At 68.5% G+C, this 24,378-nt stretch carries 25 protein-coding genes; 10 read left to right on the forward strand and 15 right to left on the reverse strand.

Features of this window, described 5'->3' with window-relative positions:
• Window positions 1-2 precede the first annotated feature (2 nt).
• The 8 genes from coaA to B2869_RS06405 all read left to right on the forward strand — a co-directional run bounded on the left by coaA (window position 3) and on the right by B2869_RS06405 (window position 8,694).
• The gene (gene coaA, locus B2869_RS06370; protein ID WP_292763994.1) at window positions 3-956 is read left to right on the forward strand and encodes a type I pantothenate kinase; all 954 of its coding nucleotides are present in this window, start codon (window positions 3-5) and stop codon (window positions 954-956) included.
• A 73-nt stretch (window positions 957-1,029) separates the two neighbouring features.
• The gene (glmS, locus tag B2869_RS06375) at window positions 1,030-2,877 is read left to right on the forward strand and encodes a glutamine--fructose-6-phosphate transaminase (isomerizing) (RefSeq protein ID WP_292763997.1); all 1,848 of its coding nucleotides are present in this window, start codon (window positions 1,030-1,032) and stop codon (window positions 2,875-2,877) included.
• Between the two features lie 92 nt (window positions 2,878-2,969).
• Window positions 2,970-3,329: a holo-ACP synthase gene (locus B2869_RS06380; RefSeq protein ID WP_029258643.1), complete on the forward strand. Its 360-nt coding sequence runs from the start codon at window positions 2,970-2,972 to the stop codon at window positions 3,327-3,329.
• Window positions 3,326-4,432, forward strand: coding sequence for an alanine racemase (alr, locus tag B2869_RS06385; RefSeq protein ID WP_292764001.1), 1,107 nt, complete (start codon window positions 3,326-3,328; stop codon window positions 4,430-4,432). Before B2869_RS06380 ends, alr begins: the two co-directional genes overlap by 4 nt.
• Window positions 4,429-4,911 carry a tRNA (adenosine(37)-N6)-threonylcarbamoyltransferase complex ATPase subunit type 1 TsaE gene (gene tsaE, locus B2869_RS06390; protein ID WP_373695402.1) on the forward strand — a complete coding sequence of 161 codons (483 nt, stop codon included), beginning with the start codon at window positions 4,429-4,431 and terminating at the stop codon, window positions 4,909-4,911. The genes alr and tsaE overlap by 4 nt, the downstream gene beginning before the upstream one ends.
• The gene (locus B2869_RS06395) at window positions 4,908-5,750 is read left to right on the forward strand and encodes a response regulator transcription factor (RefSeq protein WP_292764004.1); all 843 of its coding nucleotides are present in this window, start codon (window positions 4,908-4,910) and stop codon (window positions 5,748-5,750) included. Before tsaE ends, B2869_RS06395 begins: the two co-directional genes overlap by 4 nt.
• Before the next feature lie 212 nt (window positions 5,751-5,962).
• The gene (locus B2869_RS06400) at window positions 5,963-7,561 is read left to right on the forward strand and encodes a sensor histidine kinase (RefSeq protein ID WP_292764007.1); all 1,599 of its coding nucleotides are present in this window, start codon (window positions 5,963-5,965) and stop codon (window positions 7,559-7,561) included.
• Window positions 7,558-8,694 carry a hypothetical protein gene (locus tag B2869_RS06405; RefSeq protein ID WP_292764010.1) on the forward strand — a complete coding sequence of 379 codons (1,137 nt, stop codon included), beginning with the start codon at window positions 7,558-7,560 and terminating at the stop codon, window positions 8,692-8,694. The genes B2869_RS06400 and B2869_RS06405 overlap by 4 nt, the downstream gene beginning before the upstream one ends.
• A 12-nt stretch (window positions 8,695-8,706) precedes the next feature.
• Here B2869_RS06405 and csrA read toward each other — a convergent pair whose 3' ends face one another.
• The 12 genes from csrA to B2869_RS06465 are packed head-to-tail and all read right to left on the reverse strand — an operon-like array spanning window position 8,707 to window position 17,956.
• A complete protein-coding gene (csrA, locus tag B2869_RS06410) occupies window positions 8,707-8,958 on the reverse strand; it encodes a carbon storage regulator CsrA (protein WP_029258637.1) in 252 nt (83 codons plus the stop codon).
• A 4-nt stretch (window positions 8,959-8,962) separates the two neighbouring features.
• Window positions 8,963-11,026, reverse strand: coding sequence for a flagellar biosynthesis protein FlhA (locus B2869_RS06415; protein WP_292764015.1), 2,064 nt, complete (start codon window positions 11,024-11,026; stop codon window positions 8,963-8,965).
• On the reverse strand, window positions 11,023-12,114 hold the full coding sequence (locus B2869_RS06420) for an EscU/YscU/HrcU family type III secretion system export apparatus switch protein (RefSeq protein ID WP_021198958.1): 1,092 nt from the start codon (window positions 12,112-12,114) through the stop codon (window positions 11,023-11,025). The genes B2869_RS06415 and B2869_RS06420 overlap by 4 nt, the downstream gene beginning before the upstream one ends.
• The gene (locus B2869_RS06425; protein ID WP_021198957.1) at window positions 12,111-12,872 is read right to left on the reverse strand and encodes a flagellar biosynthetic protein FliR; all 762 of its coding nucleotides are present in this window, start codon (window positions 12,870-12,872) and stop codon (window positions 12,111-12,113) included. The genes B2869_RS06420 and B2869_RS06425 overlap by 4 nt, the downstream gene beginning before the upstream one ends.
• 4 nt (window positions 12,873-12,876) lie before the next feature.
• Complete coding sequence (gene fliQ / locus B2869_RS06430; RefSeq protein WP_021198956.1) at window positions 12,877-13,149, reverse strand: flagellar biosynthesis protein FliQ; 273 nt, start codon at window positions 13,147-13,149, stop codon at window positions 12,877-12,879.
• Window positions 13,146-13,961, reverse strand: a complete 816-nt coding sequence (gene fliP / locus B2869_RS06435) for a flagellar type III secretion system pore protein FliP (RefSeq protein WP_292764023.1) — start codon at window positions 13,959-13,961, stop codon at window positions 13,146-13,148. The genes fliQ and fliP overlap by 4 nt, the downstream gene beginning before the upstream one ends.
• A complete protein-coding gene (locus B2869_RS06440; protein WP_021198954.1) occupies window positions 13,958-14,422 on the reverse strand; it encodes a FliO/MopB family protein in 465 nt (154 codons plus the stop codon). Before B2869_RS06440 ends, fliP begins: the two co-directional genes overlap by 4 nt.
• A 32-nt stretch (window positions 14,423-14,454) precedes the next feature.
• Window positions 14,455-15,114, reverse strand: coding sequence for a flagellar motor switch protein FliN (fliN, locus tag B2869_RS06445; protein WP_021198953.1), 660 nt, complete (start codon window positions 15,112-15,114; stop codon window positions 14,455-14,457).
• Window positions 15,111-16,043: a flagellar motor switch protein FliM gene (locus B2869_RS06450; RefSeq protein ID WP_292764028.1), complete on the reverse strand. Its 933-nt coding sequence runs from the start codon at window positions 16,041-16,043 to the stop codon at window positions 15,111-15,113. Before B2869_RS06450 ends, fliN begins: the two co-directional genes overlap by 4 nt.
• Window positions 16,044-16,092: 49 nt before the next feature.
• Window positions 16,093-16,902: an OmpA/MotB family protein gene (locus tag B2869_RS06455; RefSeq protein ID WP_292764031.1), complete on the reverse strand. Its 810-nt coding sequence runs from the start codon at window positions 16,900-16,902 to the stop codon at window positions 16,093-16,095.
• Complete coding sequence (locus tag B2869_RS06460; RefSeq protein WP_021198950.1) at window positions 16,899-17,708, reverse strand: motility protein A; 810 nt, start codon at window positions 17,706-17,708, stop codon at window positions 16,899-16,901. Before B2869_RS06460 ends, B2869_RS06455 begins: the two co-directional genes overlap by 4 nt.
• Window positions 17,708-17,956, reverse strand: coding sequence for a flagellar FlbD family protein (locus B2869_RS06465; RefSeq protein WP_021198949.1), 249 nt, complete (start codon window positions 17,954-17,956; stop codon window positions 17,708-17,710). The genes B2869_RS06460 and B2869_RS06465 overlap by 1 nt, the downstream gene beginning before the upstream one ends.
• Window positions 17,957-18,189: 233 nt before the next feature.
• On the opposite strand from B2869_RS06465, the gene B2869_RS06470 reads away from it, so the two are divergent.
• Window positions 18,190-19,404 carry a Fic family protein gene (locus tag B2869_RS06470; protein ID WP_292764039.1) on the forward strand — a complete coding sequence of 405 codons (1,215 nt, stop codon included), beginning with the start codon at window positions 18,190-18,192 and terminating at the stop codon, window positions 19,402-19,404.
• An 80-nt stretch (window positions 19,405-19,484) separates the two neighbouring features.
• Here the strand turns inward: B2869_RS06470 and B2869_RS06475 are convergent, their stop codons facing one another.
• Window positions 19,485-21,185, reverse strand: a complete 1,701-nt coding sequence (locus B2869_RS06475) for a long-chain-fatty-acid--CoA ligase (protein WP_292764042.1) — start codon at window positions 21,183-21,185, stop codon at window positions 19,485-19,487.
• A gap of 45 nt (window positions 21,186-21,230) precedes the next feature.
• Complete coding sequence (locus B2869_RS06480; RefSeq protein WP_021198946.1) at window positions 21,231-21,629, reverse strand: hypothetical protein; 399 nt, start codon at window positions 21,627-21,629, stop codon at window positions 21,231-21,233.
• A gap of 62 nt (window positions 21,630-21,691) precedes the next feature.
• Between B2869_RS06480 and B2869_RS06485 the strand changes: the two genes are divergently transcribed.
• A complete protein-coding gene (locus B2869_RS06485; protein ID WP_292764048.1) occupies window positions 21,692-22,057 on the forward strand; it encodes a cupin domain-containing protein in 366 nt (121 codons plus the stop codon).
• Window positions 22,058-22,506: 449 nt separating this feature from the next.
• Here B2869_RS06485 and B2869_RS06490 read toward each other — a convergent pair whose 3' ends face one another.
• A complete protein-coding gene (locus B2869_RS06490) occupies window positions 22,507-24,375 on the reverse strand; it encodes an alkyl/aryl-sulfatase (RefSeq protein ID WP_292764051.1) in 1,869 nt (622 codons plus the stop codon).
• Window positions 24,376-24,378: the final 3 nt, after the last annotated feature.

A 24,378-nucleotide genomic window follows, 5' to 3' on the forward strand; every position in this document is an offset into this window, starting at 1 on the left:
CGATGTACTCCGTGACCACCGCCGACCCCACACTGCCGCTGTCGCCCTATCGGGAGATCGGACGCGCGGAATGGGCGCGGCTCGCGGCCGGGCTCGACCAGCCGCTCACCGAGACCGAGGTCGTCGAGCTCCGCGGAATCGGGGACCGTCTCTCGCTCACCGAGGTGCGCGAGGTGTACCTGCCTCTGAGCCGCCTGCTGAGCCTGTACGCCACGGCGACGAAGCGGCTGGGGGCGGCGACCTCCTCTTTCCTCCAGGAGGACGACACCACGACGCCGTTCGTCGTGGGCGTGGCCGGTTCCGTGGCGGTGGGCAAGTCGACCATCGCCCGTCTGCTGCGCGAGCTCATGAGCCGTTGGCCGGGGACGCCCCGGGTGGAGCTGGTCACCACGGATGGCTTCCTGTACCCGAACGCCGAGCTCGAGCGCCGCGGGATCATGGACCGCAAGGGTTTCCCCGAGTCGTACGACCGCCGCGCGCTGATCGAGTTCCTCACCGAGGTCAAGAGCGGTGCCACCGAGGTGCGCGCCCCGTTCTACTCGCACATGCGCTACGACATCGTGCCGGACGCGAACGTCGTGGTGCGTCGCCCCGACGTCGTCATCGTCGAGGGTCTGAACGTGCTGCAGCCGCCGCCGGCGCCGAACGACGTCGCCGTGAGCGACCTGTTCGACTTCTCGATCTTCGTCGACGCCGATACGTCGCATATCGAGAAGTGGTACGTCGACCGCTTTCTCGCGCTCCGGCAGGCGGCCTTCAGCAACCCCTCGTCCTACTTCAACGTGTTCGCGCACCTCACGGACGACGAGGCGATCACGACGGCCCTCGGCTACTGGAACGAGATCAACATGCCCAACCTCGTCGAGAACGTGATGCCCACCAGGCACCGTGCGCGCCTGGTGCTGCGCAAGGGTGCCGACCACGATGTCGAGACGGTGCTGCTGCGCAAGCTCTGACATCGCGCGCGCCCCCGACGGGGCGAAAGAATGTACGGACGACTCGCAAAAATCTCGCCTTACTCTTGATCGCATGTGTGGAATCGTCGGATACGTGGGCCCGCGCCCCAGCCAGGACATCCTTCTCGCAGGCCTCGCTCGCCTGGAGTACCGCGGATACGACTCGGCCGGGGTCGCTGTCATCGACGGCGACGGATCGCTCGGTATGCGCAAGAAGGCCGGAAAGCTCGCCGTGCTGCGCGAATCACTCGCCGATGCGCCCCTCCCCGACGGCTCGACCGGCATCGGGCACACCCGATGGGCGACGCACGGCGGTCCGACGGACGGCAACGCCCACCCGCACCTCGCCGATGACGACAGGCTCGCGGTCATCCACAACGGCATCATCGAGAACTTCTCCGCGCTGCGCGACGAGCTCCTCGCCGACGGCGTGGTGTTCCGCAGCGAGACCGACACCGAGGTCGCCGCGGCACTCCTCGGACGGGAGTACGCGGGCAACGGCGGGGACCTGCAGCTGGCCTTCCGCAGCGTCGTGAACCGCCTCGAAGGCGCATTCACGCTGCTGGCGATGCACCAGGACCACCCCGGTCTCGTGGTCGGCGCTCGCCGCAACTCCCCGCTCGTGATCGGACTCGGCGAGGGTGAGAACTTCCTCGGCTCCGACGTCGCCGCATTCATCGAGCACACGCGCAAGGCGCTCGCGATCGGCCAGGACCAGATCGTCTCGATCACCCCCGACGCGGTCACCGTGATGGACTTCGCCGGCACGCCCGTCGAGCCAGAGCCGTTCGACGTGTCCTGGGATGCCGCCGCCGCCGAGAAGGGCGGATGGTCGAGCTTCATGGCCAAGGAGGTCGCAGAACAGCCCGAGGCCGTCGCCAACACCCTGCGCGGACGCATCCACGACGGTCAGGTCGTCATCCCCGAGCTCGACGGACTGGACGAGCTCTTCGTGGGCATCAACCGCGTCATCATCACCGCCTGTGGCACCGCGTCCTACGCGGCGTTGGTGGGCAAGTACGCGATCGAGCAGTGGGCACGTGTGGCCGTCGACGTCGAGCTCGCCCACGAGTTCCGCTACCGCGACCCCGTGATCGGCGCCGACACCCTCGTCGTGTCGATCAGCCAGTCGGGCGAGACCATGGACACCCTGATGGCCGTGAAGTACGCCAGGGAACGCGGTGCGCGCACCCTGTCGATCTGCAACACGCAGGGCGCCACGATCCCACGCGAGTCGGATGCCGTTGTGTACACCCATGCCGGCCCCGAGGTCGCCGTGGCCTCGACCAAAGCGTTCTCCGCGCAGATCACCGCGCTCCTGCTGCTGGGCCTGCACATGGGCCGGGTGCGCGGCGCCGTCGCCGACGCCTCGGTCGACGTCGCCGAGCTCGCCGCTCTTCCGGAGAAGATCGCCCAGGTGCTCGAGCGCGAGCAGGAGCACGTCACCCAGCTCGCCAGGTGGATGGCAGACACCCGTTCGGTGCTGTTCCTGGGCCGCCACGTCGGGTACCCGATCGCCCTCGAAGGTGCTCTCAAGCTCAAGGAGATCTCCTACATCCACGCCGAGGGCTTCGCCGCCGGCGAGCTCAAGCACGGACCGATCGCACTGATCGAGCCCGGGCAGCCGGTGTTCGTGCTGGTTCCCTCCCCGCGTCACTCCGCACTCGTGCACTCCAAGGTCGTCTCGAACATCCAGGAGATCCGCGCGCGCGGTGCCCGGGTGATCGTGATCGCCGAGGAAGGCGACGCCGCCGTGCTGCCGTTCGCCGACGAGGTCATCCACATCCCGCTCGCCGGAGCGATGTTCGAGCCGCTGCTCGCGGTCGTGCCGCTGCAGATCTTCGCGATGGCGCTGGCCACGGCGAAGGGCCTCGACGTCGACCAGCCGCGCAACCTCGCCAAGTCCGTCACGGTCGAGTAGAGCTTCTTCGAGGTACCCGAATGGCTTCGTTTCCACGGAAACGGAGCCATTTGGGCGATCTCGACCGGAAGCAGGCTGGGTAGGCTGAACGAGTGATCATCGGTACCGGCATCGACCTCGTGGACATCCCGCGATTCGAGCGGACGATGGCACGGACGCCGCGATTGCGCGAACGGCTCTTCGCCCCGTCGGAGCGCACCCTCCGCCTTCCCTCCCTCGCCGCCCGCTACGCGGCCAAGGAGGCGCTGATCAAGGCGCTCGGTGGCTCGGACGGCGTGCACTGGACCGAGATCGAGATCGCGTCGGAGCCGTCGGGTCGCCCGCACTTCGTGCTCTCCGGCTCGACGGCCGCCGTCGTCGAGGAACGCGGCATCCTGACGTTGCATCTGACACTCACCCACGACGCCGGTCTCGCCGCGGCGTTCGTCGTCGCCGAAGGAGCACCGCTGTGACCGTCCCGTTCCGCGAAGCGACCATCGATCTCGACGCGATCGCCGACAACGTGCGGCACTTCCGCCGACTCACCGGGGTCGAGGTGATCGCCATCGTGAAGGCCAATGCCTACGGCCATGGCGCAGCAGCGGCAGCCGTCGCGGCGCTCTCCGCCGGCGCCACCCGCGTCGGCGTCGCCGAGATCCCCGAGGCGCTCGAACTGCGCCGACAGGGCGTGCGTGCACCGATCATGGCGTGGCTGCACGCGCCGGGGGAACGATTCGAGCACGCCGCCGCGCAGGACATCGAGGTGGGGATCTCGTCGTTCGACCAGCTCGAGGCGGCCGGAGCTGCCGCCGCCGTCGACCGTCCGGTCGGCGTGCACCTGAAGTTCGAGACGGGGCTGTCGCGCAACGGCATCGCCCCCGCCGACTGGGGCCGCGTGCTGGCCGAGGCCGCGCGCCTCGAGCGCATCGGACGCCTGCGCATCGTCGGGCTGTTCAGCCACCTCTCCAACACGTCGGCCGACGACGACAGAGCCGCGCTCGCGAAGTTCGAGGAAGGCGTCGCCGCGGCGGCGGCTTTCGGCATCCGCCCCGAGATCCGGCACATCGCTGCGACGGCCGCCGCCATCGACCTGCCGGAGATGCGCCTCGACGCGGTGCGCATCGGCGTCGGACTCTTCGGCCTCTCGCCGTTCGACGACCGCAGCTCCGCGCAGCTCGGTCTGCGCCCGGCGATGACGCTCCGCGGCGCGATCGCCGCCGTCCGCAGGGTGCCCGCCGGAACCGGCGTCTCCTACGGCTACGACCATCGCACCGATCGCGACACGACGTTGGTCCTGGTGCCTCTCGGATACGCGGACGGGGTGCCGCGGAACGCATCGGGAAAGCTCCCGGTCTCGATCGGTGGACGCCGGTTCGTGAATGTGGGACGCATCGCGATGGATCAGTTCGTCGTCGACGTCGGCGACGCTCCGGTCTCGATCGGCGATGAGGTGGTCCTGTTCGGCGATCCCACCCTCGGCGTACCGTCCGCGACGGACTGGGCGGATGCCGCCGACACCATCAACTACGAGATCGTCACCCGCATCGGTCCGCGCGTGCCCCGGCGGACCTCGTGAGCGTGGACCCTGCGTTCCTCGGTCGACGAGAGATCGCGACCGCCGACGCGATGGAGCAGTTGGGCGTGCGGATCGGGGAACAGCTGGAAGCCGGCGACCTGCTCGTGCTGACGGGCCCGCTCGGCGCGGGGAAGACCACGTTCACCCGCGGCCTCGCCGAGGGGCTCGGAGTGCGCGGTCCCGTGCAGAGTCCGACCTTCGTCATAGCTCGCACGCATCCCTCGCTGGTCGGCGGTGCGCCACTCGTGCATGTCGACGCCTACCGGCTCGGTTCCGCCGCGGAGCTCGACGACCTCGATCTCGACCTCGAGCGATCGGTCGTCGTGGTGGAGTGGGGACGCGGTATGGCCGAGGAGCTGGCCGACTCGTGGTGGGATGTCGAGGTGGAGCGCCCGGTCGGATCCTCCGATCTGGACCCGTCGGAGCTCGACGCCGACGCGCCGAGGATCGTCACGATCGTGCGAGAGAGCATCGCATGACCCCGACCGTGGATCGCGCTCTCGTCGCCGTGATCGTCGAGGACGACCCCGACGTGCGATCCCTCCTGGACGAGGTGTTCCTCGCCGCCGGTTTCGAGACGATCCTCACCGGTTCCGGGTTGGAGGGGCTCGCGGCCATCGAGCAGCACCACCCGGTGATCACGACGCTCGACATCAATCTCCCCGGCATCGACGGCTTCGAGGTCGCACGACGCATCCGGCGGATCAGCGACACCTTCATCATCATGCTCTCCGCGCTCTCCGAGGAGTCCGACGTGGTCCTCGGTCTCACGTCCGGCGCAGACGAGTATCTGGTGAAGCCGTTCCGTCCGCGCGAGCTGCGTGCGCGCATCGAGGCGCTGCTGCGGCGCCCCCGCGTCGCCGATCCCCGTCCCTCGGACCCCCGCCCTTCCGAACCCCGCTCCCTGCTTCCCCGGCTCCCGGACACCGGACGAGCGGCGGTCGAGCCCGACCCGGCGGCCGACGGTGCCACCGTCCTCACCTGGCGGGGCCGTGTCCACCGGGATCTCAGCCTCGACCTCGACACGCGGATGGTCCTGATCGGGCAGCGGCGCATCGACCTCACGCCGACCGAGTTCGACCTGCTCGCGATGCTGCTCGAGGCCGGGCTCCGCGTGCGCAGCAAAGCCGATCTCGCGCGTGGGCTGCGCGGGGCACCCGAGGGCTCGAACGAGTACGTGAGCGAGCCGGACAAACGGGCGATAGAGACCCATATCGCCAATCTGCGGCGCAAGCTCGGCGACAGCACGACGCGGCCGCGCTACATCGAGACGGTGCGTGGCGTCGGCTATCGCCTCACGCCGGCCGATGGTCCGTGAATGCCGCGGGGCGGGGCCGTGGTTCCCCAACCACGGCCCCGGTTGCCTGCGAATCCCCACTCGCGTGGCCCCAGCGTCTGCGTTGTTCCCCAGTCGCAGTATCGGCCCCCACTCAGAATGCTAGGGGTGCGAGGCCGCCTGAAGAGCGGGCTGCATCGATCTTTGAGTAATCTTGCGGCAAAGCTGAGGTTCGAGGGGGAGGGTGAGCGCTGATGGTCCGCACTGTGTCTATCTGGCGCTGGCAACTCGTCTTCACCGGGAGCATCGTGGCGATCGTCGTGATGATCACCGCGTTCAAGCCGCAGACCTTCGCCAATCCACTGGTGGTCGCCGGCGTCGGTCTCGTGATCGTCACCACGCTCATGACCCTGGCGCTGCCGTGGCACCGGCTCCCGCGCACCGCCGCGACCGTCGTGCCGCTCCTGGACGCGCTCGCCGTGGGCTTCACGACCAACGCGCCCGACCTCCGCCTCGGGTTCCTCTGGGTCTTTCCCGTCGTGTGGCTGGCCAGCTACTTCACGATGCCCTGGGTGCTCGGAGGCATCGCCTTCATCAGCGCCACACTCGTGCTGTTCGCCGATCAGAGCGGCACCCCGGCCGACATCCTGCTGCGGCTGCTCACCCTCGTGATCACTCTGGGCTTCCTCGGGGTGACGGTCCGCATCGGCGCACAGCGCTCCCGCGCCGCGCGCCGCCTCCTGCAGCGACGCTCCGAGCAGGTCAACCGCGCCGCCGAGCGGGCGGAGGCGAACCAGCGACGCGTCACGCAGATCGTCGACGCGCTGAGCGTGGCGCTCGTGGTCGTGACGACCGGTGGGCGCGTCCTGCAGATGAACGACGCCTACCGCACGCTCTACGGTCGTGATCGCTTCGGTGCTGCTCTGCCCTCGGCCGCGGTCGAGTACGACGCGCGGCGTGGCACGGCGCTTCCGCCATCGCGCACCTCGCTCGCCCGAGCCGCAGGTGGCGAGCGGCTGCAGGCGGAGCGGGTGTGGCTGTTCGACGGCACGGGACAGTGGCGTGCGCTCGAGGTGAGCACACAGCCGATGGCCACCGCGGGAGAGGGCGAGGACATCACGCTCGTCGTGATCGACGACGTGACGGCGCTGCTCGAAGTCGACGAGGAACGACGCACCTTCAATGCGGTCGTCTCCCATGAACTGCGCAATCCGCTCACCGCGATCCTCGGTCACGTCGACCTGCTCCGCGAGCGCGACGACCTGCCGGGACGCGTGCCGGCGCAGCTCGAGATCATCGCGCACGCGGGTGAGCGGATGCAGGACCTGGTCTCGAGCATCCTGCAGCAGACGAGCCGCTCCGCGCAGGAGCCGTTCGCGCCGGTCGATCTGCGCGAGGTGGTCGAGGCTGCGGCCGCCTCGTACGCACCCGTCATCGCCGGCAACAGACAGGAACTCGGGATCGGCGGCGCCGCACGCCTGGTGATCTCGGGCGATCCCTTCCGGCTGCGGCAGGTGCTCGACAACCTCCTCAGCAACGCGGCCAAGTACACCCCTGCGGGAGGGCGCATCGATATCGGTCTCGGGGCGGCCACGACGGGTCAGGCGGAGGTCACGATCGTCGACGACGGTTTCGGGATGACCCCGGAGGATCTGTCGCGTGTGTTCGAGCCCTACTTCCGGACCGAGAGCGCCGTGCGTGCCGGCATCAGCGGCACGGGACTGGGAATGGGGATCGTGCGCGAGATCGTCGCCGCGCATGAGGGCAGCATCGACGTCTCCAGCGAGATCGGGGTCGGCACCCGGGTGACACTCCGCTTCCCGCCGCGTTCCCCGGAAGAGATGCAGACATGAACCCGCTCGTCCCCGTCAACGTCGACATCACGACGAGCATGGTGGCCGTCGTCACCGTGCTCACGGTGATGGTCGTGGGCCTGTGCACCCTCGCCCGTCCGTCCAGGGCGACGGTGACCTGGGGAGCGGCCTTCGGCCTGGGGATGCTGGCGGCGTACCTCTGGCTCGCGGGCCAGCAGACCGAAGAACCGGTGTTGCGCGGGGCCGCTTCCGCGTTGATGCTCTGCTTCGAACCTCTGGTCTGGATCGGCCTGCGGATGCACCTCGGTCGGCGAGCGCGCTGGTGGCCGGTCGTCGTCTTCATCCTGGTCTCTCCCACGCTCCTGGTGGCCACGGCCGGCAGCGTCTGGTATCTGCCCTCGTTCCAGCTCGTCTTCCTCGGGAGCGCCGTCTTCGCAGGCCTGGTGGCCTACGAGCTGCTGCGGGACAGGCCGGCCGTCAGGGACATCGTGCTGCCGCTGGCCCTCGCTTCATGCGGCTTCGTCGTGGTGGCGGTCGTGAGCGCCGTGTCCGCCCTGGTCTCCGGTGGCGCCGGCACCGAGGCGCAGTTGAGCGCACTGCGCGGTATGAATGCCGTCGGCACGGTGGTGGTGAGCACGTGCGCGGCGTTCACCCTGGTGCTGCTGGTGCGTTCGGAGCAGAAGACGAGGGACGCCGATGACATCGCCGACCGCGCCCGTCGCCGGCTCCGCAAGGCCGAGGCGCAGAACGACCTGCCGTGGTCGGTCCTCGACATCCGGCTCGACGATCCGGCCGACCTCCGGGAGGCGTCGACGGGTTCCGCGTTCGCCATGATCGTCGACCGTTTCCATCACGACATCCAGGAGGGGCTCCCCGCGTCGGCCGACGCCGATCGGGTCGCCGACGGTCGCGCGATCGTCGTCATCCGCGGTGGCGACGAGTCGGTCCGGCACCACCTGCGGGGGATCCTGACCCGCATCTCGGTGATCGACAGGGAGACGGCGGTCACCGGGATCCGATCCTCGGCGAGCATCGGCTGGGCGACCGCCTCGGTCGTCGGTTACGACTACGACGCCCTCGTCGCCGCGGCGGGCAGAGCAGCGGTCAGGGCGCGGGATGCCGGCGGCGATCAGTGGAAGCGCGCCACCGCGGCGGATCTCACGTCGGCCTGAGGAGATGTCCGGCTAGGCGGGGCGGGATTCCCGGCCGCGGGCGAGGGCGGCGGCGATCGCTCCTTCGGCCTCGGCATCGGTCTCCGCGGCCGCGGACACGTTCTCGGCGACGACCGCCTCGATGATCTCGGTGCGCTGGATGCGCGTCTCGCGCGGTGCCTTCACGCCGATCCGCACGCTGTCGCCCTTGATCTCGAGCAGCGTGATCTCGATGTCGCCGTCGATGCGCACGCTCTCACCGATCCGCCTCGTCAAAACCAGCATTCGTTCAGCCTAGTGCTGCGGGGACGACGCCGACCGACGGCGTGGGGATGTCTCGTACGACACCGACGGTCTCGATCGTGAGGGCGGCCGCGGTCGCCTCGGTGTACGAGAGCACAGGGAGGCCGTCCGTCTGCGCCGAGACGAGGCGTCGCACGGCCGGCCGCAGCGACGGTGCGCACACCAGCACCGGCTCGCCGCCCTCGTGCACCGAGGCGACGGCCTGCTTCACGGAATCCACCACCGCCTCCATGCGCTGTGGATCGAACACGATCTGGCTGCCGTCGTCGCCCGGGCGCAGGCTCTCGAGCATCGCCTGTTCGAGCATCGGGTTGATCATCACCACGCGCAGGGTGCCGGCATCCGCGAACCGGGCGGCGATCGCGGGGCCGAGCGCGGCCCGTGCGGCTTCGATCAGGCCCTCGGGGTCGGTGGAGACCCTGGCGCGCAGGGCGAGCGCCTCATAGATGCGGCTGAGGTCGTTGATCGGCACCCGTTCGGCGAGGAGGCCCTGCAGGACGCGCTGGACCTCGGCCAGGGACATCAGCGCGGGCGTGAGCTCCTCGACGGCAGCGGGGGAGACCTGTTTGAGGGCGTCCGTGAGCTGGCGCACGTCTTCGCGGCTGAGCAGGCGTGCGGCATGGGCGTGGATCACACTGGACAGGTGCGTGATGATCACGCTCGCCCTGTCGATCACGGTCGCACCGGCGAACTCGGCGCTGTGGCGCATCTCCATCGGGATCCACTTGCCTTCGAGCCCGAAGACCGGGTCGAGCGTCGCGGTGCCGGGGAGGCTGTCCAGCCCCTGCCCGAGGGCGAGCACGGAACCCACCGGCGCCGTGCCGCGGCCGGTCTCGACACCGGCGATGCGGATGACGTAGGTCGCCTGCGGCAGCTCGATGCTGTCGCGGGTGCGGACGGGCGGCGCGATGAGCCCGAGATCGAGGGCGATCCGGCGTCGGAGGGCCTTCACACGCGCGAGCAGATCGTCGGGTCCGCCGGTGACCAGATCGATGATGTCGGGGGCCAGGAGGATCTCGAGCGGATGCACGCGCATCTTCTCGATGAGTTCCTCGGGCTGGTCGGCCGGGGCGGCGGAGGGGCTCTGCGCGGCGGCGGCCGCCTCCTCGCGCTTCTGGGTCGCCTTGATGCGCTGGGCGATGAGGAGGAGGAGGGCGCCGATCGCGACGAACGGCAGCATCGGCATGTGCGGGATGAGCGACATGATGATCGCGGCGCAGCCGGCGATGATGAGCGCGTTGCGGGATTGGCCGAGCTGGGCGGATGCCGCCGTCCCCATCTCCGCCTCCGCTGTGGAACGGGTCACGATCATGCCGGTGGAGACCGCCATCAGCAGCGCCGGGATCTGCGTGACCAGACCGTCACCGATCGTGAGCAGGCTGTAGGTGCTCACGGCCTCGTCGATCGTCATGCCGTGCTGCACGATGCCGATGGCGATGCCGCCCACGATGTTGATGATGATGATGACGAGACCGGCGATCGCGTCGCCCTTCACGAACTTGGACGCACCGTCCATCGCTCCGTAGAAGTCGGCCTCGGCAGCGACCTCGGCGCGACGCTCGCGCGCCTCTGCATCGGTGATGAGTCCGGCGTTGAGATCGGCGTCGATGGCCATCTGCTTGCCGGGCATCGCATCGAGCGTGAATCGTGCACCGACCTCGGCGACGCGCTCTGCGCCCTTCGTCACCACGACGAACTGGATGACGACCAGGATGAGGAACACGACGGCGCCGATGATGAGCGAGCCGCCGACCGCGATGGCGCCGAACGCCTCGATCACCTGCCCCGCGTACGCCTCGCCGAGCACCAGACGGGTCGAGGCGACGTTCAGTCCCAACCGGAACAGCGTTGCCACGAGCAGCAGCGAGGGGAAGACCGAGAAATCGAGCGGCTTCTTGACGAACATCGACGTGAGCAGGATCACGAGCGCGAACATGATGTTCAGGATGATGAGGATGTCGAGCAGGAACGGCGGCACCGGCACGACGAGGAGCATGATGATGCCCACGACGCCGATCGGCACCCCGAGCTTGGGAAGCAGCTGTCTCATGCGGTCCTCCGGTAGGGAAGGGAGTGGATGCCGCGGGCGGCCCCGCGTCGTCGCAGCGAGTCGACGAACACGAGCACGCGTGCCACGGCGTTGTACAGGTCTTCGGGGATCTCCTGGCCCAGCTCGCATGCGGCGTGCAGGGCCCGGGCGAGGGTGATCTCGCGCACCAGCGGCACACCGGCGCGCACGGCCTCGTCGCGGATGCGCTCGGCGATCACCCCGCTGCCCTTGGCGACGACCTTGGGGGCGGCGCGGCCGGGCTCGTAACGCAGGGCGATCGCGATGTGCGTCGGGTTGACCACGACGACGTCGGAGCCGGCGACGGCCGCGATCATGCGGTTGCGGCTGACGGCGAGCTGACGCGAACGTCGCTGCTGGCGGATCAGCGGATCGCCTTCGGAGTTCTTGTTCTCGTCGCGGATCTCGCGCTTGGTCATGCGTGTGTGCTTGCGGTTGCGGCGCATCACCACGAACATGTCGATCGCGGCGAGGGCCAGGCCGACCCCGATCGCGGTCTGCAGCAGCGCGGTCGTGCCCTCGCTCGCGGTGCCGAGCAGGCGGGAGATCGAGTGCGCGCCGCTCGCGGTCAGCACGGGCATCAGGCTCGCGATCACGAACCAGAGGGCGATGCCGATGGCCGCGGTCTTCATGAGGGCCTTGGCGCCCTCCCAGAGGGCCTGCATGCCGAACACCCGGCGGATCCCGGTGACGAGGTTGAACTGTTCGAAACGGCCGGTGAGCGGCTTGAGATGCACCCCGCCCTGGATGACCGCGCCGATCAGGGTGACGATCGCGACCGCGGCCAGCATCACGGTGAGCGTCGGGAGCACGGAGGCGAGACCGCGCCCGAGGGCCGCCAGAGCCGCCTGCGGTGTCGGAGCATCGACCAGGGACGTCAGCGTGAGCAGCTGCTCGGTTCCCGCCGAAGCCCCCAGGGCGATGGCGGCCGGCATCGTGACGGCCGCCGCGCCGATCCCCAGCCAGGCGGTCAGATCCTGGCTGCGTGACAGCCGCCCCTTCTTGCGGGCCTCGCTGAGGTGCTTGTCCGTCGCCTTCTCGCTGCGTTCGCCGCTGTCCGTGCCGCTCATTCGTGCACCCCCTGCATCATGCGCAGGGCCTGCGCGGCGAGGGAATCGACGATGCCGGGGAGGACGGCGTAGACGGCGCCCGCGAGCAGCAGCGTCAGCAGGATCTTGACCGGGAAGCCCATCGCGAACGCGTTCAGCGCGGGAGCGACGCGGGTGATGAGTCCCAGCCCGACATCGGCGAGGAACAGCACGAGCACCAGGGGCCCGGCGATCTGCACGGCGGCGAGCACCATCTGCGAGACCCCGTCGACGAGGAGCTCTGCGGGTCCCGCCGCCTGGAACATGCCGTCGACGGGCACGGCCTCGAAGCTGCGGGCGAGCCCGGCCAGGATCAGCTGATACCCGCCGGACGCGAACAGCAGCGTCAGCGCGGTCAGGTGGAAGAGCCGGGTGAACTGGGCGCCGTTCACGAGCGAGTGCGGGTCGAAGGCCTGAGCGAGCTGGAACCCGCCGAACACGTCGATCAGGCTGCCGGCCGCCTGCAGCGCCGAGAAGCACAACAGCACGAGGAAGCCGAGCAGGGCACCGGTGACCAGCTGCAGAACGAGGGCCCCGAGGAACGGGCCGGTGTCGAGGTTCACGTAGCCGGGGGCCACGGCCGTGCCCACCGCGAGGGAGAGCCCGATCGCGAGCATCGCCTTCACCCGCACCGGAATCGCCCCGTACGAGAACGGCGGGGCGATCATGATGAAGGCCGTGATGCGCACGGCGGTGAGCATCGTGGCTTCCAGCCAGGCGAAGTCGATAGGGATGTACACGTCGTCATCCGCTCAGCAGCGAGGGGATACGGGCGAACATCTCGTTCGTGAAGGCGATCATCTCCGCGATCATCCAGTTGCCCGCGATGAGCAGGGCGATCCCGACGGCGACGATCTTCGGCACGAACGACAGCGTCACCTCCTGCACCTGCGTGATCGACTGCAGCAGCGAGATGGCGAAGCCCACCACGAGGGCGGTGACCAGCACGGGCGCGGCGAGTTTCGCCGCGATGAGCAGCCCCTGCGTTCCGATGTCGATGACGGCTTCGGGACTCATCCCACCCCTCCGTAACTCTCGAGCAGCGCCCGGATGATGAGCCCCCAGCCGTCGACGAGGATGAACAGCAGGATCTTGAACGGCAGGGAGATCATCACGGGCGGGAGCATCATCATGCCCATCGACATCAGCGCCGCGGCCACGACGAGGTCGATGACCAGGAACGGGACGAAGATCACGAAGCCGATGATGAACGCGGCCCGCAGCTCGGAGATCATGAACGCGGGGATGAGCGTGTACATCGGGACGCTCGAGGGATCCTCGGGGTTGGGCTGACCCGCCATCCGCGTCATCAGGGCGAGGTCCTCTTCGCGCGTGAAGCGGAGCATCCACTCCTGCAGAGGCAGCTGGCCGACGTCGATGGCCTGCGTGAAGGTGAGCGTGCCGTCGATGTAGGGCTGCACCGCCACCGTGTTGATCTCGGTGAGCACCGGCCACATGATGAACAGCGACAGGAAGAGCGACAGGCCGGCCAGCACCTGGTTGGGCGGGATGGTCGGCAGCGAGAGGGCGTTCCTGGTCATCGCCAGCACCACGAAGATCTTCGTGAACGACGACATCATCAGCAGGAGCGCGGGGGCGACCGAGAGCAGGGTGATGCCCAGCAGGGTCAGGATCGAGCCCGACGGACCGCCGTCGACGCCGTTGATGTCGATCGTGACGCCCTCGCCCGGGTCGTCCGGGGTCACCTGTGCGTGGGCGGCCGTGCCCGACAGGAGCGTCATCACGACGACCAGCACCGCGGCCGCGGCGAGGATCAGCGCGATTCGCCGCAGCGCGCGCCCGTCGACGACCCCACGGGCGATGCTCATCGGGTGCGCCGGATGGCCTCGGCGGTCTGCCGCCAGGTTTCGGGGGAGAGGATGGAGCCACGCAGCGGGTCGTTCCGGTGACGCACCCGGCGTTGCGGCGCCGGCGTCACGGGAGGGCCGGCCGCCGATTCGGTCAGGGCGGTGGCGGCGAGGATGCGGTCGAACTCCTCCGCGTCGGACGCCGCCTCTGACGTCGTCGCCGACCACGTCGACCGTGCGGTCTCCTCCGGCTCGTCTGCGGGTCTGACCGGCAGCCGGTCGACGACGTTCACGCCGTGCTCGGTGACGCCGAGCACGTACCGGGCGTCCTCCGTCTGGATCACGACGATCTGCGCCTTCGGGCCGACCCCCTGGCGCCCGAGCACCGTGATCGCCTCGCTGTCGCGGCGACGCGCCTGCGTGCGTGCGACGCGTCGCTGCAGGAACCACAGCACCCCGAGCACTGCGGCGAGCGAGAGCACGACCCGTAGGCCGAGCAGGAGGTCGTCCAGGGTCAGGCCTCGACGTTCTCGAGGATGCGGGTGATCCGCACCGCATAGTCCTGGTCGACGACGACGACCTCGCCGTGCGCGATGATGCGTCCGTTGAGCTTGATGTCGGCCGGAGCGCCGGCGGAGCGATCGAGCTCGACGATGCGTCCCGGTTCCAGATCGAGCACATCGCGCACCGCCATCCTGGTGCGCCCGATCTCGACGGTGAGCTCCATCTCGACGCCCGCGATGCGGTGCAGCCGCCGCGAGGACGAGGAGGCACCGGCGGGCGCACGCGTCACGACGACGGCGAGCCGGCCGACCGTGTGGTCGGCGTCGTCCTGGAGGTCGAAGAGCTGCACGGCCGGGTCGGCGAAGAGGGAAGAGGCATCGCCGACCGTGCCTGCGCCGAGGGCACCGGCACCGAGCGCGCTGGTCGCGCTCTCCAGTGCATCGCGCAGCCGGTCGGCCAGGGGCGTGCCGCCGAGGCCGTCGACCAGGATCTCGGGCTCGAACAGCTGCACCGCCAACTGCGCGCTCGCCTCACCGACGAACTGCACGACCAGGGCGTCGCCGGTGTCGCCGGAGACCTGCGAGGCGCGTGCGACGAGAGGGGAGGCGGTCGGCAACGATGCGGCGAAGGCGGCGGCGACGGCGGACTCGTAGGTGGTGGTGCTGGTCACGCGGGCTCCTCGGCGAAAGCGGGATCGGGGACGGTGGTGGTGACGACGCAGGCCAGGCGCGCTCCGGCACTGCCGACGGCCGCCGTGGCGACGGTCTGATCACCGACGGAGAGGACCATCGGACGATCGGCGGAGTGCGGGAACGCGATGACGTCGCCGACGGACAGATCCAGGACCTCGCGGGGCAGCACGGCTCGCGGTGCGAGTCGCAGCGCGATTTCGACCGGGGCGATCTCGACCTGGCGACGGATCCGGGCGGGTGCCGCGGTGCGCTCGTCGTCGGACGGACGCACGGTGAAACCGGCGAGCACGGAGGCCGGCAGCATCACGCTCGACGGCACGGTGCGACCGGCGAGCCGCATCGAGAACCGTGCGACGATGACGGGTTCGCCGGATGCCGCCACCTGGGCGAACTGCGAGCTGTACTGGATGCCGCTGAAGGCGACCCCGGTGGGGAGAAGACCGTCGAGCGCACCGGTGAGGTGGTCGATCGCGTCGACGATCAGCGAGCGGATCAGGGCCTGCTCGATCGGGGTGAACGTGCGGTCCTCTGAGGCTGCGGAAGCTCGTCCGCCCACCATCTGCACGATCCAGGCGGTCGCGGCGGAGGTCGGCAGCTGCACGATGAGGCGCTCTTCCGAGTCGGGCAGGGCGCACACGATCATCGTGGTCGTCGTCGGCAGCGACTGGGCGTACTCGCCGTATGTCATCATGCCGACGTGCTCGACCGCGATGGTGGCGCGCACGTGGATCTTCGCCGAGAGCTGCGCGGACCATTGGCGGGAGAAGGTCTCGAAGGCCAGTTCCAGGGCGCGGGTGTGCTCGCGCGAGAGGGTCGCCGAACGGCCGAAGTCGTACACCTCGACGTCGGCGCTCTTCGTCGCCGTTCCCGCGCGCACGTCGGAGCGCACGCTGTCCTCGATCACCACGAACCGGACTATCGGGCGGTGAACGGCGTGCGTTAGGTGAGAAGGCGGGTCAGGACGACGGCTTTCCCGCCTGTGCCTGGGGGATGAGCGCGCGCACCTCCTCGTTCGCATCGGAGAGGACGACGATGTCGACCCGTCGGTTCTGGGCCAGGGCATCGGGGGATTCGCCTGGGGCGACCGGCCTCGTGTCGCCGAACCCGACCGACTTCAGGTGCGCGGGCGGCAACCCCGAGGCCTCGACGAGGTGCCGCAGCACCTGGGTGGAGCGTCCGGCGGACAGCTCCCAGTTCGTGGGGTACGGGGCGACCGATCCGCGCACGTCGGCGTGACCCTCGACCGAGATCTCGTTGGCGGTGGTGACCAGCACCGAGCCGAGCGCGTCGAGGACGAGGAGCGCTTTCGCACTGAGCGTCGTGCTGTTCGTGTCGAAGAAGGTCTCGGCACTCACGAGGCCGATCGTGAGGCCGCGCTCATCGATCGTGAAGGTGACGTCGGCTTCGAGACCGTTCTGGGCGAGCACCTGACGCAGGCGCTCGCGCAGCGCCGACAGCTCGTTGAATTCGGTCTGCGCAGCGGCGAGGTCGATGTCGGCGAAGTCCTCGCCCTTCTCATCGACCAGTTCGGGAGGCACGACCACGCCTGTCGTGGCGTCGATCTCGTCCGAGGGCTCCTGCCCGAAGCCGGTCGCGAGGGAGGCGCTGAGAGCCTCGAACTTCTCCTGGTCGACGGTCGACATCGCGAACAGCACGATGAACATGCACATCAGCACCGTGACCATGTCCATGTAGGACGCCATCCACCGCTCGTCCGGACCGCTGTGCTCCTCCTGCGGCACGCGGCGACGGGCACGGACGCTCATGACGCCTGCTCCGTCTCCTCGGCTGCTCGGGTGCGGGCCTTCCGGCCGGAGCGGGCGGAGGAGCGTTCGGACACGAGGGCTCGCAGGCGCTCGCCGACGAACTGCGGCGGTGCGCCGGCCTGGATCGCGAGCATGCCCTCCATGAGCACGGTCATGCGTTCGAGCTCGAGCTCGCCGAGACGCTGGAGGCGTCCGCCGATGGGCAGCCAGATGAAGTTGGCGGAGAGCAGACCCCACAGCGTCGCGACGAACGCTGTCGCGATCATGGGACCGAGAGTGTCGGGCTTGTCGAGCTTCTCCAGCACGTGCGTGAGGGAGACGACGGTACCGATGATGCCGACCGTGGGCGCGAAGCCACCGAGCGTCATGTAGAAGCGTGAGGCGGTGCGGTTGCGGGCGGCGGTCGAGGTGAGCTCATCCTCCAGCAGTGTTCGCAGGTCTTCGGCGTCGGTCCCGTCCGCGATGCTCTGCAGTGCCTGGCGCAGGAACGGGTCCTTCTCGTCCTCGAGTCCCTGCTCGAGGGCGAGGAGCCCTTCGGCGCGCGCCTTCTCGGCGTAGCCGACCACCGTGTCGATCATGCTCGACGCGGTGCGGCGCTCGCCGCGGAAGGCGCGGGGGAGCGACTTGACCGCATGCAGCGCATCGCGCACCGTGCCGCTCGCGATGCCGACGGCGATCGTGGCTCCGAAGACCAGCACCATCGGGGCGGGGATCAGCAGCGATCCGATGGTGGCGCCCTCGAGGTTGATCATGGCGATCAGTGCGCCGAACGCGAGGACCAGTCCGAGGATGAGAGACGGATCCATCAGAGACCGACCTCGGCATCGGGGGCGGCGGAATCCGATCCGGCGGTGCTGATCAGAGCGGCGGCCGTGGCGAGCACTCCGGCGCGGAACCGGGTGATCTGCGCGATCACGTCATCCATCGTCTCGGTGACGACGAAGGTCGCACCGTCGACCATGATGAGCGTCGTGTCCGGCGTGGCCTGGACACGTTCGATCAGGTCGGGGTTCACCGCGAACCGCGAACGGTTCAGGCGCGTGAGGACGATCATGGGCTCCATCCTGGAAAGATCCGTCCGTGTTCCGGGGAGCACGGACCCGACGGCCCGTCCTGGGCTGTCGGGGGTGACTGTCGGCCGGCGGCGGCCGGACGTTAGCCGAGCCCGGTTCAGGGAGGTGCGCGCGACGAAGTTTCCGTCGGCGGGGGGAGCAGAAGCGCGAACAGTCCGATATTACTCGTCTTTAATAGATATAAACCTTAGTAACGAGTGCAATACTCGTCTTTGTGGACACTGATGCACGTACGCCGGGAACCGGGTGGCCGGCACATACCGTGGAGACGCTTCCGTGGCGCCAACAGGTCCGTGGCGGCACTCGGGAGGATCGGACGCTGGCATCCGTCGACGCCACGATCCCTCCGATGATCGCGGGTCTCGACTTCGCCACTCCCACGGCGACGGTCGTCGCCTCGGAGGGTGCTCTGCTTGCTATCGCGCAAGCGGATACCGACGCAGAGGGGCATTCGGCGGCGCTGAGCCGATTCATGATGCACACAGAATCCGTCGCGTCGTCGAAGATCGAGCGGATCACCGCCAGCGCGACCGACTACGCCAGGGCGCTGGCCGGCAACCGTTCGAACGCGTCGGCCACGAGCATGGTGGCGGCGAGCACGGCGCTGCATGGCCTCGTCGCCGGAGTCGGCGACCGAGGTCGGTTCGCGGTCGAGGATCTTCTCATCGCTCATCACGACTTGATGAAGGACGATCCCGTCGAAGCGGCGTATGCCGGTCGTTTGCGTGACATGCAGAACTGGATCGGGGGAAGCGACCACTCACCGCGAGGTGCGCTTCACGTGCCACCGGCGCCGCAACGAGTCGCCGCGTTGATGGACGACCTGATCACTTTCCTCAACCGAGACGATATCCCGGTGATGGTGCAGGCGGCGATCGGACATGCGCAGTTCGAGTCCATCCATGCGTTCACGGATGGCAACGGTCGTCTCGGCCGCGCTCTCGTGTCAGCCGTGCTTCGTCGCCGTGGCGCTGCCGTCAACGCCGTCGTTCCCCTGGCGAGCGGGCTTCTCGCCAAACGGGACGAGTACTTCGCCGCGCTCGGCGACTATCGACTGGGTGAGCCGTCGCCGCTCATTGCCCTGTTCGCCCGGGCGGCTCGTGCAGCGGCTTCGTGCTCGCGCGAATCCATCGCCCGCATCAAAGGTCTTCCGGACGAGTGGGCGAACGAGCTGCGCCCGCGGGCCGGTTCTGCGGTCGCCGCGCTGATTCCCGGGTTCTACGATCACCCCGTCATGGCAGCAGGCGAGATCGAGCAGCGCTCAGGTTCGTCGGAACAACAGGCTTACAAGGCCATCGCCCAGCTCGAAGCGGCAGGATTCGTGCAAGAGATCACCGGTCGCAAGCGGGACCGTGTCTGGGTCGCCGCCGAACTGCTCGCGGAGCTCGACGACCTCGATCGGCGGATCCAGGCGGAGATGGGCAACTGAAGGACCAACGGCGATCACATGGGCGTCGCTCCGAGATGCTTCGTGCTCGTCACGTCTGAACTGATGGGTGGGTCGAGAGGTCAGCGGTCGGCGAGCAGGCGGTCGCGCACCTGACGACGCAGCACCTTGCCGATGAGCGACCGGGGGAGGTCGTCGACCGCGGTGATCCGGCGAGGCACCTTGTAGGGGGTGAGCCGGGTGCGGCAGAAATCGCGCAGCGCATCCACGTCGAGGGCCGCACCGTCGCGGAGCACCACGGCGGCGGCGACCTCCTCTCCGCCGTGGGGTCGCGGCAGGCCGACGACCGCCGCGGCGACGACATCGGGATGGGCGACCAGCGCGTCTTCCACCTCACTGGGAGACACGTTGAACCCGCCGGTGATGATGAGCTCCTTGAGGCGGTCGACGATGCTCACGAACCCATCGGAGGAGACCTGGGCGATGTCGCCGGATCGGAGCCAGCCGTCCGGCAGCAGGGCATCTGCCGTCTCGCCCGGACGCCCCCAGTACCCCTGGAAGACCTGCGGTCCGCGGATGAGGAGCTCTCCGGGCTCGCCGGCGGGCAGGTCGACCGCAGGGTCGGCCGGGTCGACGACGCGGATCTCCGTGCTCGGGAAGGGCACCCCGACGGTGCCGGGGCGACGCGTCGGGCCCATCGGGTTGCCCAGCGCGACCGGTGAGCTCTCGGTCATGCCGTAGCCCTCGACGAGCAGACCGCCGGTCGCCTCCTCCCAGCGCTTCACCGTGGCGACCGGAAGGCTCATGGCGCCGGAGATCGCGAAGCGGACCGTCGAGAGATCGATGGTCCCGCGGGCGGCCGCACGTGCGAGCGCGTCGTAGATCGGCGGCACGGCGGGAAGGAACGTGGGCGGCGTCGTACGCGCCGCCGCGGTGACCAATCCCAGGTCGAACGTCGGGAAGAGGACGAGTCGCGCGCCGATGCTCATCGCGAAGGTGAGGCACAGGGTCATGCCGTAGGCGTGGAACAGCGGCAGCACGCCGTAGAACGTCTCCTCGCCGTCGACGAGACCCGGCACCCACGCCCGCCCCTGCATCGCGTTGGCACGGAGATTCGCGTGCGTGAGGATCGCTCCCTTCGGGACACCCGTCGTCCCGCTCGTGTACTGCAGCAGGGCGATGTCTTCCAGGCCCGGTCCCGCCACCCGTCGGGAGAGGCGTCGGTGATCGGCGAGGCTCTTCCACGCGATCAGGTGCCGCGCCTTCGGGGCGCCGGTGAGCTTCGCCCTGGCCTCGCGGGCCCGGGGCAGGGGCAGGCGGAGCGCGAGGCGCTTCGACAGCGGCATCGCCGTGGTGATGTCGACGCTCACGATGTGCTCGACCCTGACATCGGCGGGGAATCCGGCGACCGTGTCGACCGATTTGTCCCACACGACCGCGACGCGGGCGCCGTGATCCTCGAACTGATGCCGCAGCTCGCGCGCGGTGTAGAGCGGGTTGTGCTCGACCACGATCGCGCCGAGCCGGAGGATCGCGTAGAAGGCGACCACGTGCTGAGGGCAGTTGGGCAGCACCAGCGCCACCCGGTCGCCGTGGCCGACGCCGAGGCGCCGCAGACCCTCGGCCGCCCGCTCGACCTGCTCCCCGAGCTCGCGATAGGTCGTGACCGCTCCGAAGAAGTCCAGCGCCGGGCGCCGCCCGAACGACCTCACACTCGCCGACAGCATCTCGGGCAGAGTCTGCGACGGATCCGCGATCTCCGCGGGGACACCCTCCGCGTAGGAGCCGAGCCAGGGTCGGGAGGCGAGCGGGGATTCGGGCATGCCTCCATCCTGCCCGGGATCCCTATCAGCGGACACCGCATCCGCTCATCCGAGGAAGAGGAGCACGATCGACAGGATGACGGAGGCCGCGCCGACCCCGGCCAGCGTGATCCCCAGCACCTGGAACGCATGCAGCAGGGGCCGTCGGGGTTCGAACCGCATCAGGCTCGGGTGCCGTTCACTGAGGAACGCGTCGGCTTCTTCCCTCCCGTGCCAATGGACCGATTCCTCCGCGCGCAGCGGACGCTCCCAGAAGTCACCGGCGGCGAACCAGCGTGCTCGCGCCCGGCCGCCGTCGTCCTCGACGATGACCACCTCGTGCGGCACCCAGGAGCCGTCGTGCAGTTTCACCAGGAGCACGATCGCGAGCAGCGGGAGCCCGATGCCGAGGCCGATCCACGAGAGGACCTCGGCGATGGTGCCGACAGCGTCGACCGCGTTCATGACCGGCTCCGTTCTCCCTCAGACGACAGTACCGGCGAAACCCGGCGGCCTAGGCTGACGGGGTGGACGAAGACACACGGAACGTGCAGGCGGCGCTGGCGAGCATCACCGAGCACTGGCAGCCCCATCGATTGACGAGCATCAACGACTACGACGTCAAGGTCGTCAAACTGCTCGGCGAGTTCGTCTGGCACACCCACCCCGATACCGACGAGCTCTTCATGGTGGTGCAGGGAGAGCTGACGATCCAGCTGCGCGACCGCGATGTCGTGCTCGGACCGAACGATGTCTTCGTCGTCCCGAAGGGCGTCGAGCACTGCCCGCGTGCCGACCACGAGGTCCACGCGATCCTCTTCGAGCCGAAGGGCACCGTCAACACGGGCGATGCCGGCGGTGAGCTGACATCGGAGCTCCGCGAATTCGGATAGCCGGGCGACCCGCAACCGGGAGCATCGTCCGCGCGGATCGAAGAGGTTCGCGCGGACTGCTCCGCGATCCCTGCCGAGGGAGTGTTTCCCTGCGGTGAGCCTGTCCGGCGCGAAAGTCTGCTCCGGCGGGCTGCCGAGGGAGTTGCAGACATTCGTGTAGTCGTCCGTCCTGGACGAAAAGCGCCTGGCCGCCGAACCGTGACCCGTGGGCGAAGATCACACCTGCGGTTCGTCGCCGATCTCGACGTCCGCGATGATCGCGAACGAGCGGCCCCGCACGTTCACGGCGACGCCCTCCGGGACCGCCCCGCCGTCGGGGGTGGAGCAGTGGCGGTGGCGGTGGTGTGGAGGTTTGGAGGAGGGGCGCTCGAAATGAATGCAAAGTGGATTCAGGACTTCATGCATTCGGCGGGTGCATCGGTGGAATCACTCGTCTCGACCGGCTGCCGCTAGGGGATAACAATCTCGAAGGCCGCGTCACCCGGTGAGAGCACTCCCAGAAGCTGATCAACGACAGCGAGCCCGGCTGTGCCTTCGATCCCGTCGGGATCACGGTCGCCGGCGGCCAGTCGGATCAACCGCTCCTTCGAGAGCGTAAGTAGCGGTGACTCACCGTCAGGAGTTTTCTCCACGTACACCAGGACCCCGTTGCGGAGGGAAACGTGGAAGGACCTCTCCAGATCCGAGAGTGTCACGTCGAAGACGAGGTCGAGGTCCCACGCCTTGGGACCATCGATGGTGATCGCGACCGCGTCGAAAAGCTGTTCGGGAGTGAGCTGCGCGACGATAGCGGGCGCATTCGTGACCGTCGGCGTGCCGAAATTGCCCTCACGGAGTTCTGTTGCTCCTGAGAGGAAGAAGTTCCTCCAGGTTCCGTTCTCCGCGCCATAGCCGAGCTGTTCCAATGTGTCGGCGTACAGAGCCCTCACAGCAGCGTTGTCTGGTTCAGTGAAAACGGCGTGATCGAGCAGCGTCGCCGCCCACCGGAAGTCGCCCTCATCGAACGCCTTCTGCGCCAGGTTCACGACTTGCTCGATACCGCCCATCGCTTCGACGTAGCGCATCGCTTGCGCCCTCGGCGGGTGCGGCCACAGGCGTGCCGGGTTTCCGTCGAACCATCCCATGTATCGCTGGTAGATGGCTTTCACGTTGTGGCTCACGGACCCGTAGTAGCCGCGAGCATGCCAAGCGTTCTCCAGAACCGGGGGCAACTGTATCTCCTCGGCGATCTCCGCTCCGGTCAAGCCCTGATTCAGAAGCCGCAGCGTCTGATCGTGGAGATACGCGTAGAGATCGCGTTGCAGGCCGAGGAACTCCCCAATCTGTTCGTTGCCCCAGGTCGGCCAGTGATGGGAAGTGAACACGACATCGACGTCAGCGCCAAACCGCTCGATGGCCTCGGTCAGGTACTTGGACCAGATGTGCGGGTCGCGCACGATGGCGCCTCGCAGGGTCAGAAGGTTGTGGAGTGTGTGCGTCGCATTCTCTGCCATGCACAGCGCGCGGTACTTAGCGAAGTAGAAGTGCATTTCGCTAGGAGCTTCCGTGCCGGGCGCCATTTGGAACTCGATCTCGATCCCGTCGATCGTGTGCTTCTCGCCCGTCGTCGTGATCTCCAGCGTGGGTGCGATCAACGTCGCTTCTCCGGTCGACGTCGTCTGGCCGAGCCCCGCACCCACTGCGCCTTTGGGGCCACGCGCGAGCGCTGCGCCGTACATGTACCCGGCCCGGCGCCCCATCGCCGTACCCGCGTACACGTTCTCGGCAACCGCGTGCTCGACCATGCCTTCCGGCACGACGATCTGCACACGTCCGGCCTCCACGTCGGCCTCCTCAACGATGCCTTGCACCCCTCCGAAGTGATCGATGTGTGAGTGGGTATGGATGACGGCCGTAACCGGTCGCTCCCCGCGGTGTCTGCGGTAGAGAGCGAGCGCCGCTGCAGCGGTCTCCTTCGAGATCAGGGGGTCGATCACGATCACACCAGTGTCGCCCTCGACGAATGACATCACGGAGAGGTCCAGTCCGCGGATCTGATAGAGCCCGGGTACGACCTCGAACAAGCCATGTTTGGTCACGAGCTTCGACTGCCGCCAGAGGCTCAGGTTCACTGTGTCGGGCGCATCCCCGGAGAGAAAGTCGTAAGTCGATGCGTCCCACACCACCTTGCCGGCGGCGTCCCGAATCTTCGGATCGTCGAGTGTCCCGATGAACCCTCGGTCAGCATTCTCGAAATCAGTCTCGTCTGCAAACGGAAGCTGCTCGCGCAGTGCCTTCTGCTGCGACACAATCGCGGATGTTGCCTCGTTCGCACTCACCTG

Origin of the sequence: Microbacterium sp. UBA3486, from assembly GCF_002377845.1 — a bacterium.
GTDB classification, from domain to species: Bacteria; Actinomycetota; Actinomycetes; order Actinomycetales; family Microbacteriaceae; genus Microbacterium; species Microbacterium maritypicum_A.

What these genes read in the sequence shown, in the direction of transcription:
- B2869_RS06400 (WP_292764007.1), top strand. Translation starts at nt 5,963, where the DNA reads ATGGTCCGCACTGTGTCTATCTGGCGCTGGCAACTCGTCTTCACCGGG.
- B2869_RS06475 (WP_292764042.1), bottom strand. Translation starts at nt 21,185, where the DNA reads ATGCCCGAATCCCCGCTCGCCTCCCGACCCTGGCTCGGCTCCTACGCG.
- B2869_RS06415 (WP_292764015.1), bottom strand. Translation starts at nt 11,026, where the DNA reads ATGAGACAGCTGCTTCCCAAGCTCGGGGTGCCGATCGGCGTCGTGGGC.
- B2869_RS06465 (WP_021198949.1), bottom strand. Translation starts at nt 17,956, where the DNA reads ATGATCGTCCTCACGCGCCTGAACCGTTCGCGGTTCGCGGTGAACCCC.
- csrA (WP_029258637.1), bottom strand. Translation starts at nt 8,958, where the DNA reads ATGCTGGTTTTGACGAGGCGGATCGGTGAGAGCGTGCGCATCGACGGC.
- B2869_RS06395 (WP_292764004.1), top strand. Translation starts at nt 4,908, where the DNA reads ATGACCCCGACCGTGGATCGCGCTCTCGTCGCCGTGATCGTCGAGGAC.
- fliP (WP_292764023.1), bottom strand. Translation starts at nt 13,961, where the DNA reads ATGAGCATCGCCCGTGGGGTCGTCGACGGGCGCGCGCTGCGGCGAATC.
- B2869_RS06460 (WP_021198950.1), bottom strand. Translation starts at nt 17,708, where the DNA reads ATGGATCCGTCTCTCATCCTCGGACTGGTCCTCGCGTTCGGCGCACTG.
- B2869_RS06405 (WP_292764010.1), top strand. Translation starts at nt 7,558, where the DNA reads ATGAACCCGCTCGTCCCCGTCAACGTCGACATCACGACGAGCATGGTG.
- glmS (WP_292763997.1), top strand. Translation starts at nt 1,030, where the DNA reads ATGTGTGGAATCGTCGGATACGTGGGCCCGCGCCCCAGCCAGGACATC.
- B2869_RS06420 (WP_021198958.1), bottom strand. Translation starts at nt 12,114, where the DNA reads ATGAGCGGCACGGACAGCGGCGAACGCAGCGAGAAGGCGACGGACAAG.
- B2869_RS06480 (WP_021198946.1), bottom strand. Translation starts at nt 21,629, where the DNA reads ATGAACGCGGTCGACGCTGTCGGCACCATCGCCGAGGTCCTCTCGTGG.
- B2869_RS06455 (WP_292764031.1), bottom strand. Translation starts at nt 16,902, where the DNA reads ATGAGCGTCCGTGCCCGTCGCCGCGTGCCGCAGGAGGAGCACAGCGGT.
- coaA (WP_292763994.1), top strand. Translation starts at nt 3, where the DNA reads ATGTACTCCGTGACCACCGCCGACCCCACACTGCCGCTGTCGCCCTAT.
- fliQ (WP_021198956.1), bottom strand. Translation starts at nt 13,149, where the DNA reads ATGAGTCCCGAAGCCGTCATCGACATCGGAACGCAGGGGCTGCTCATC.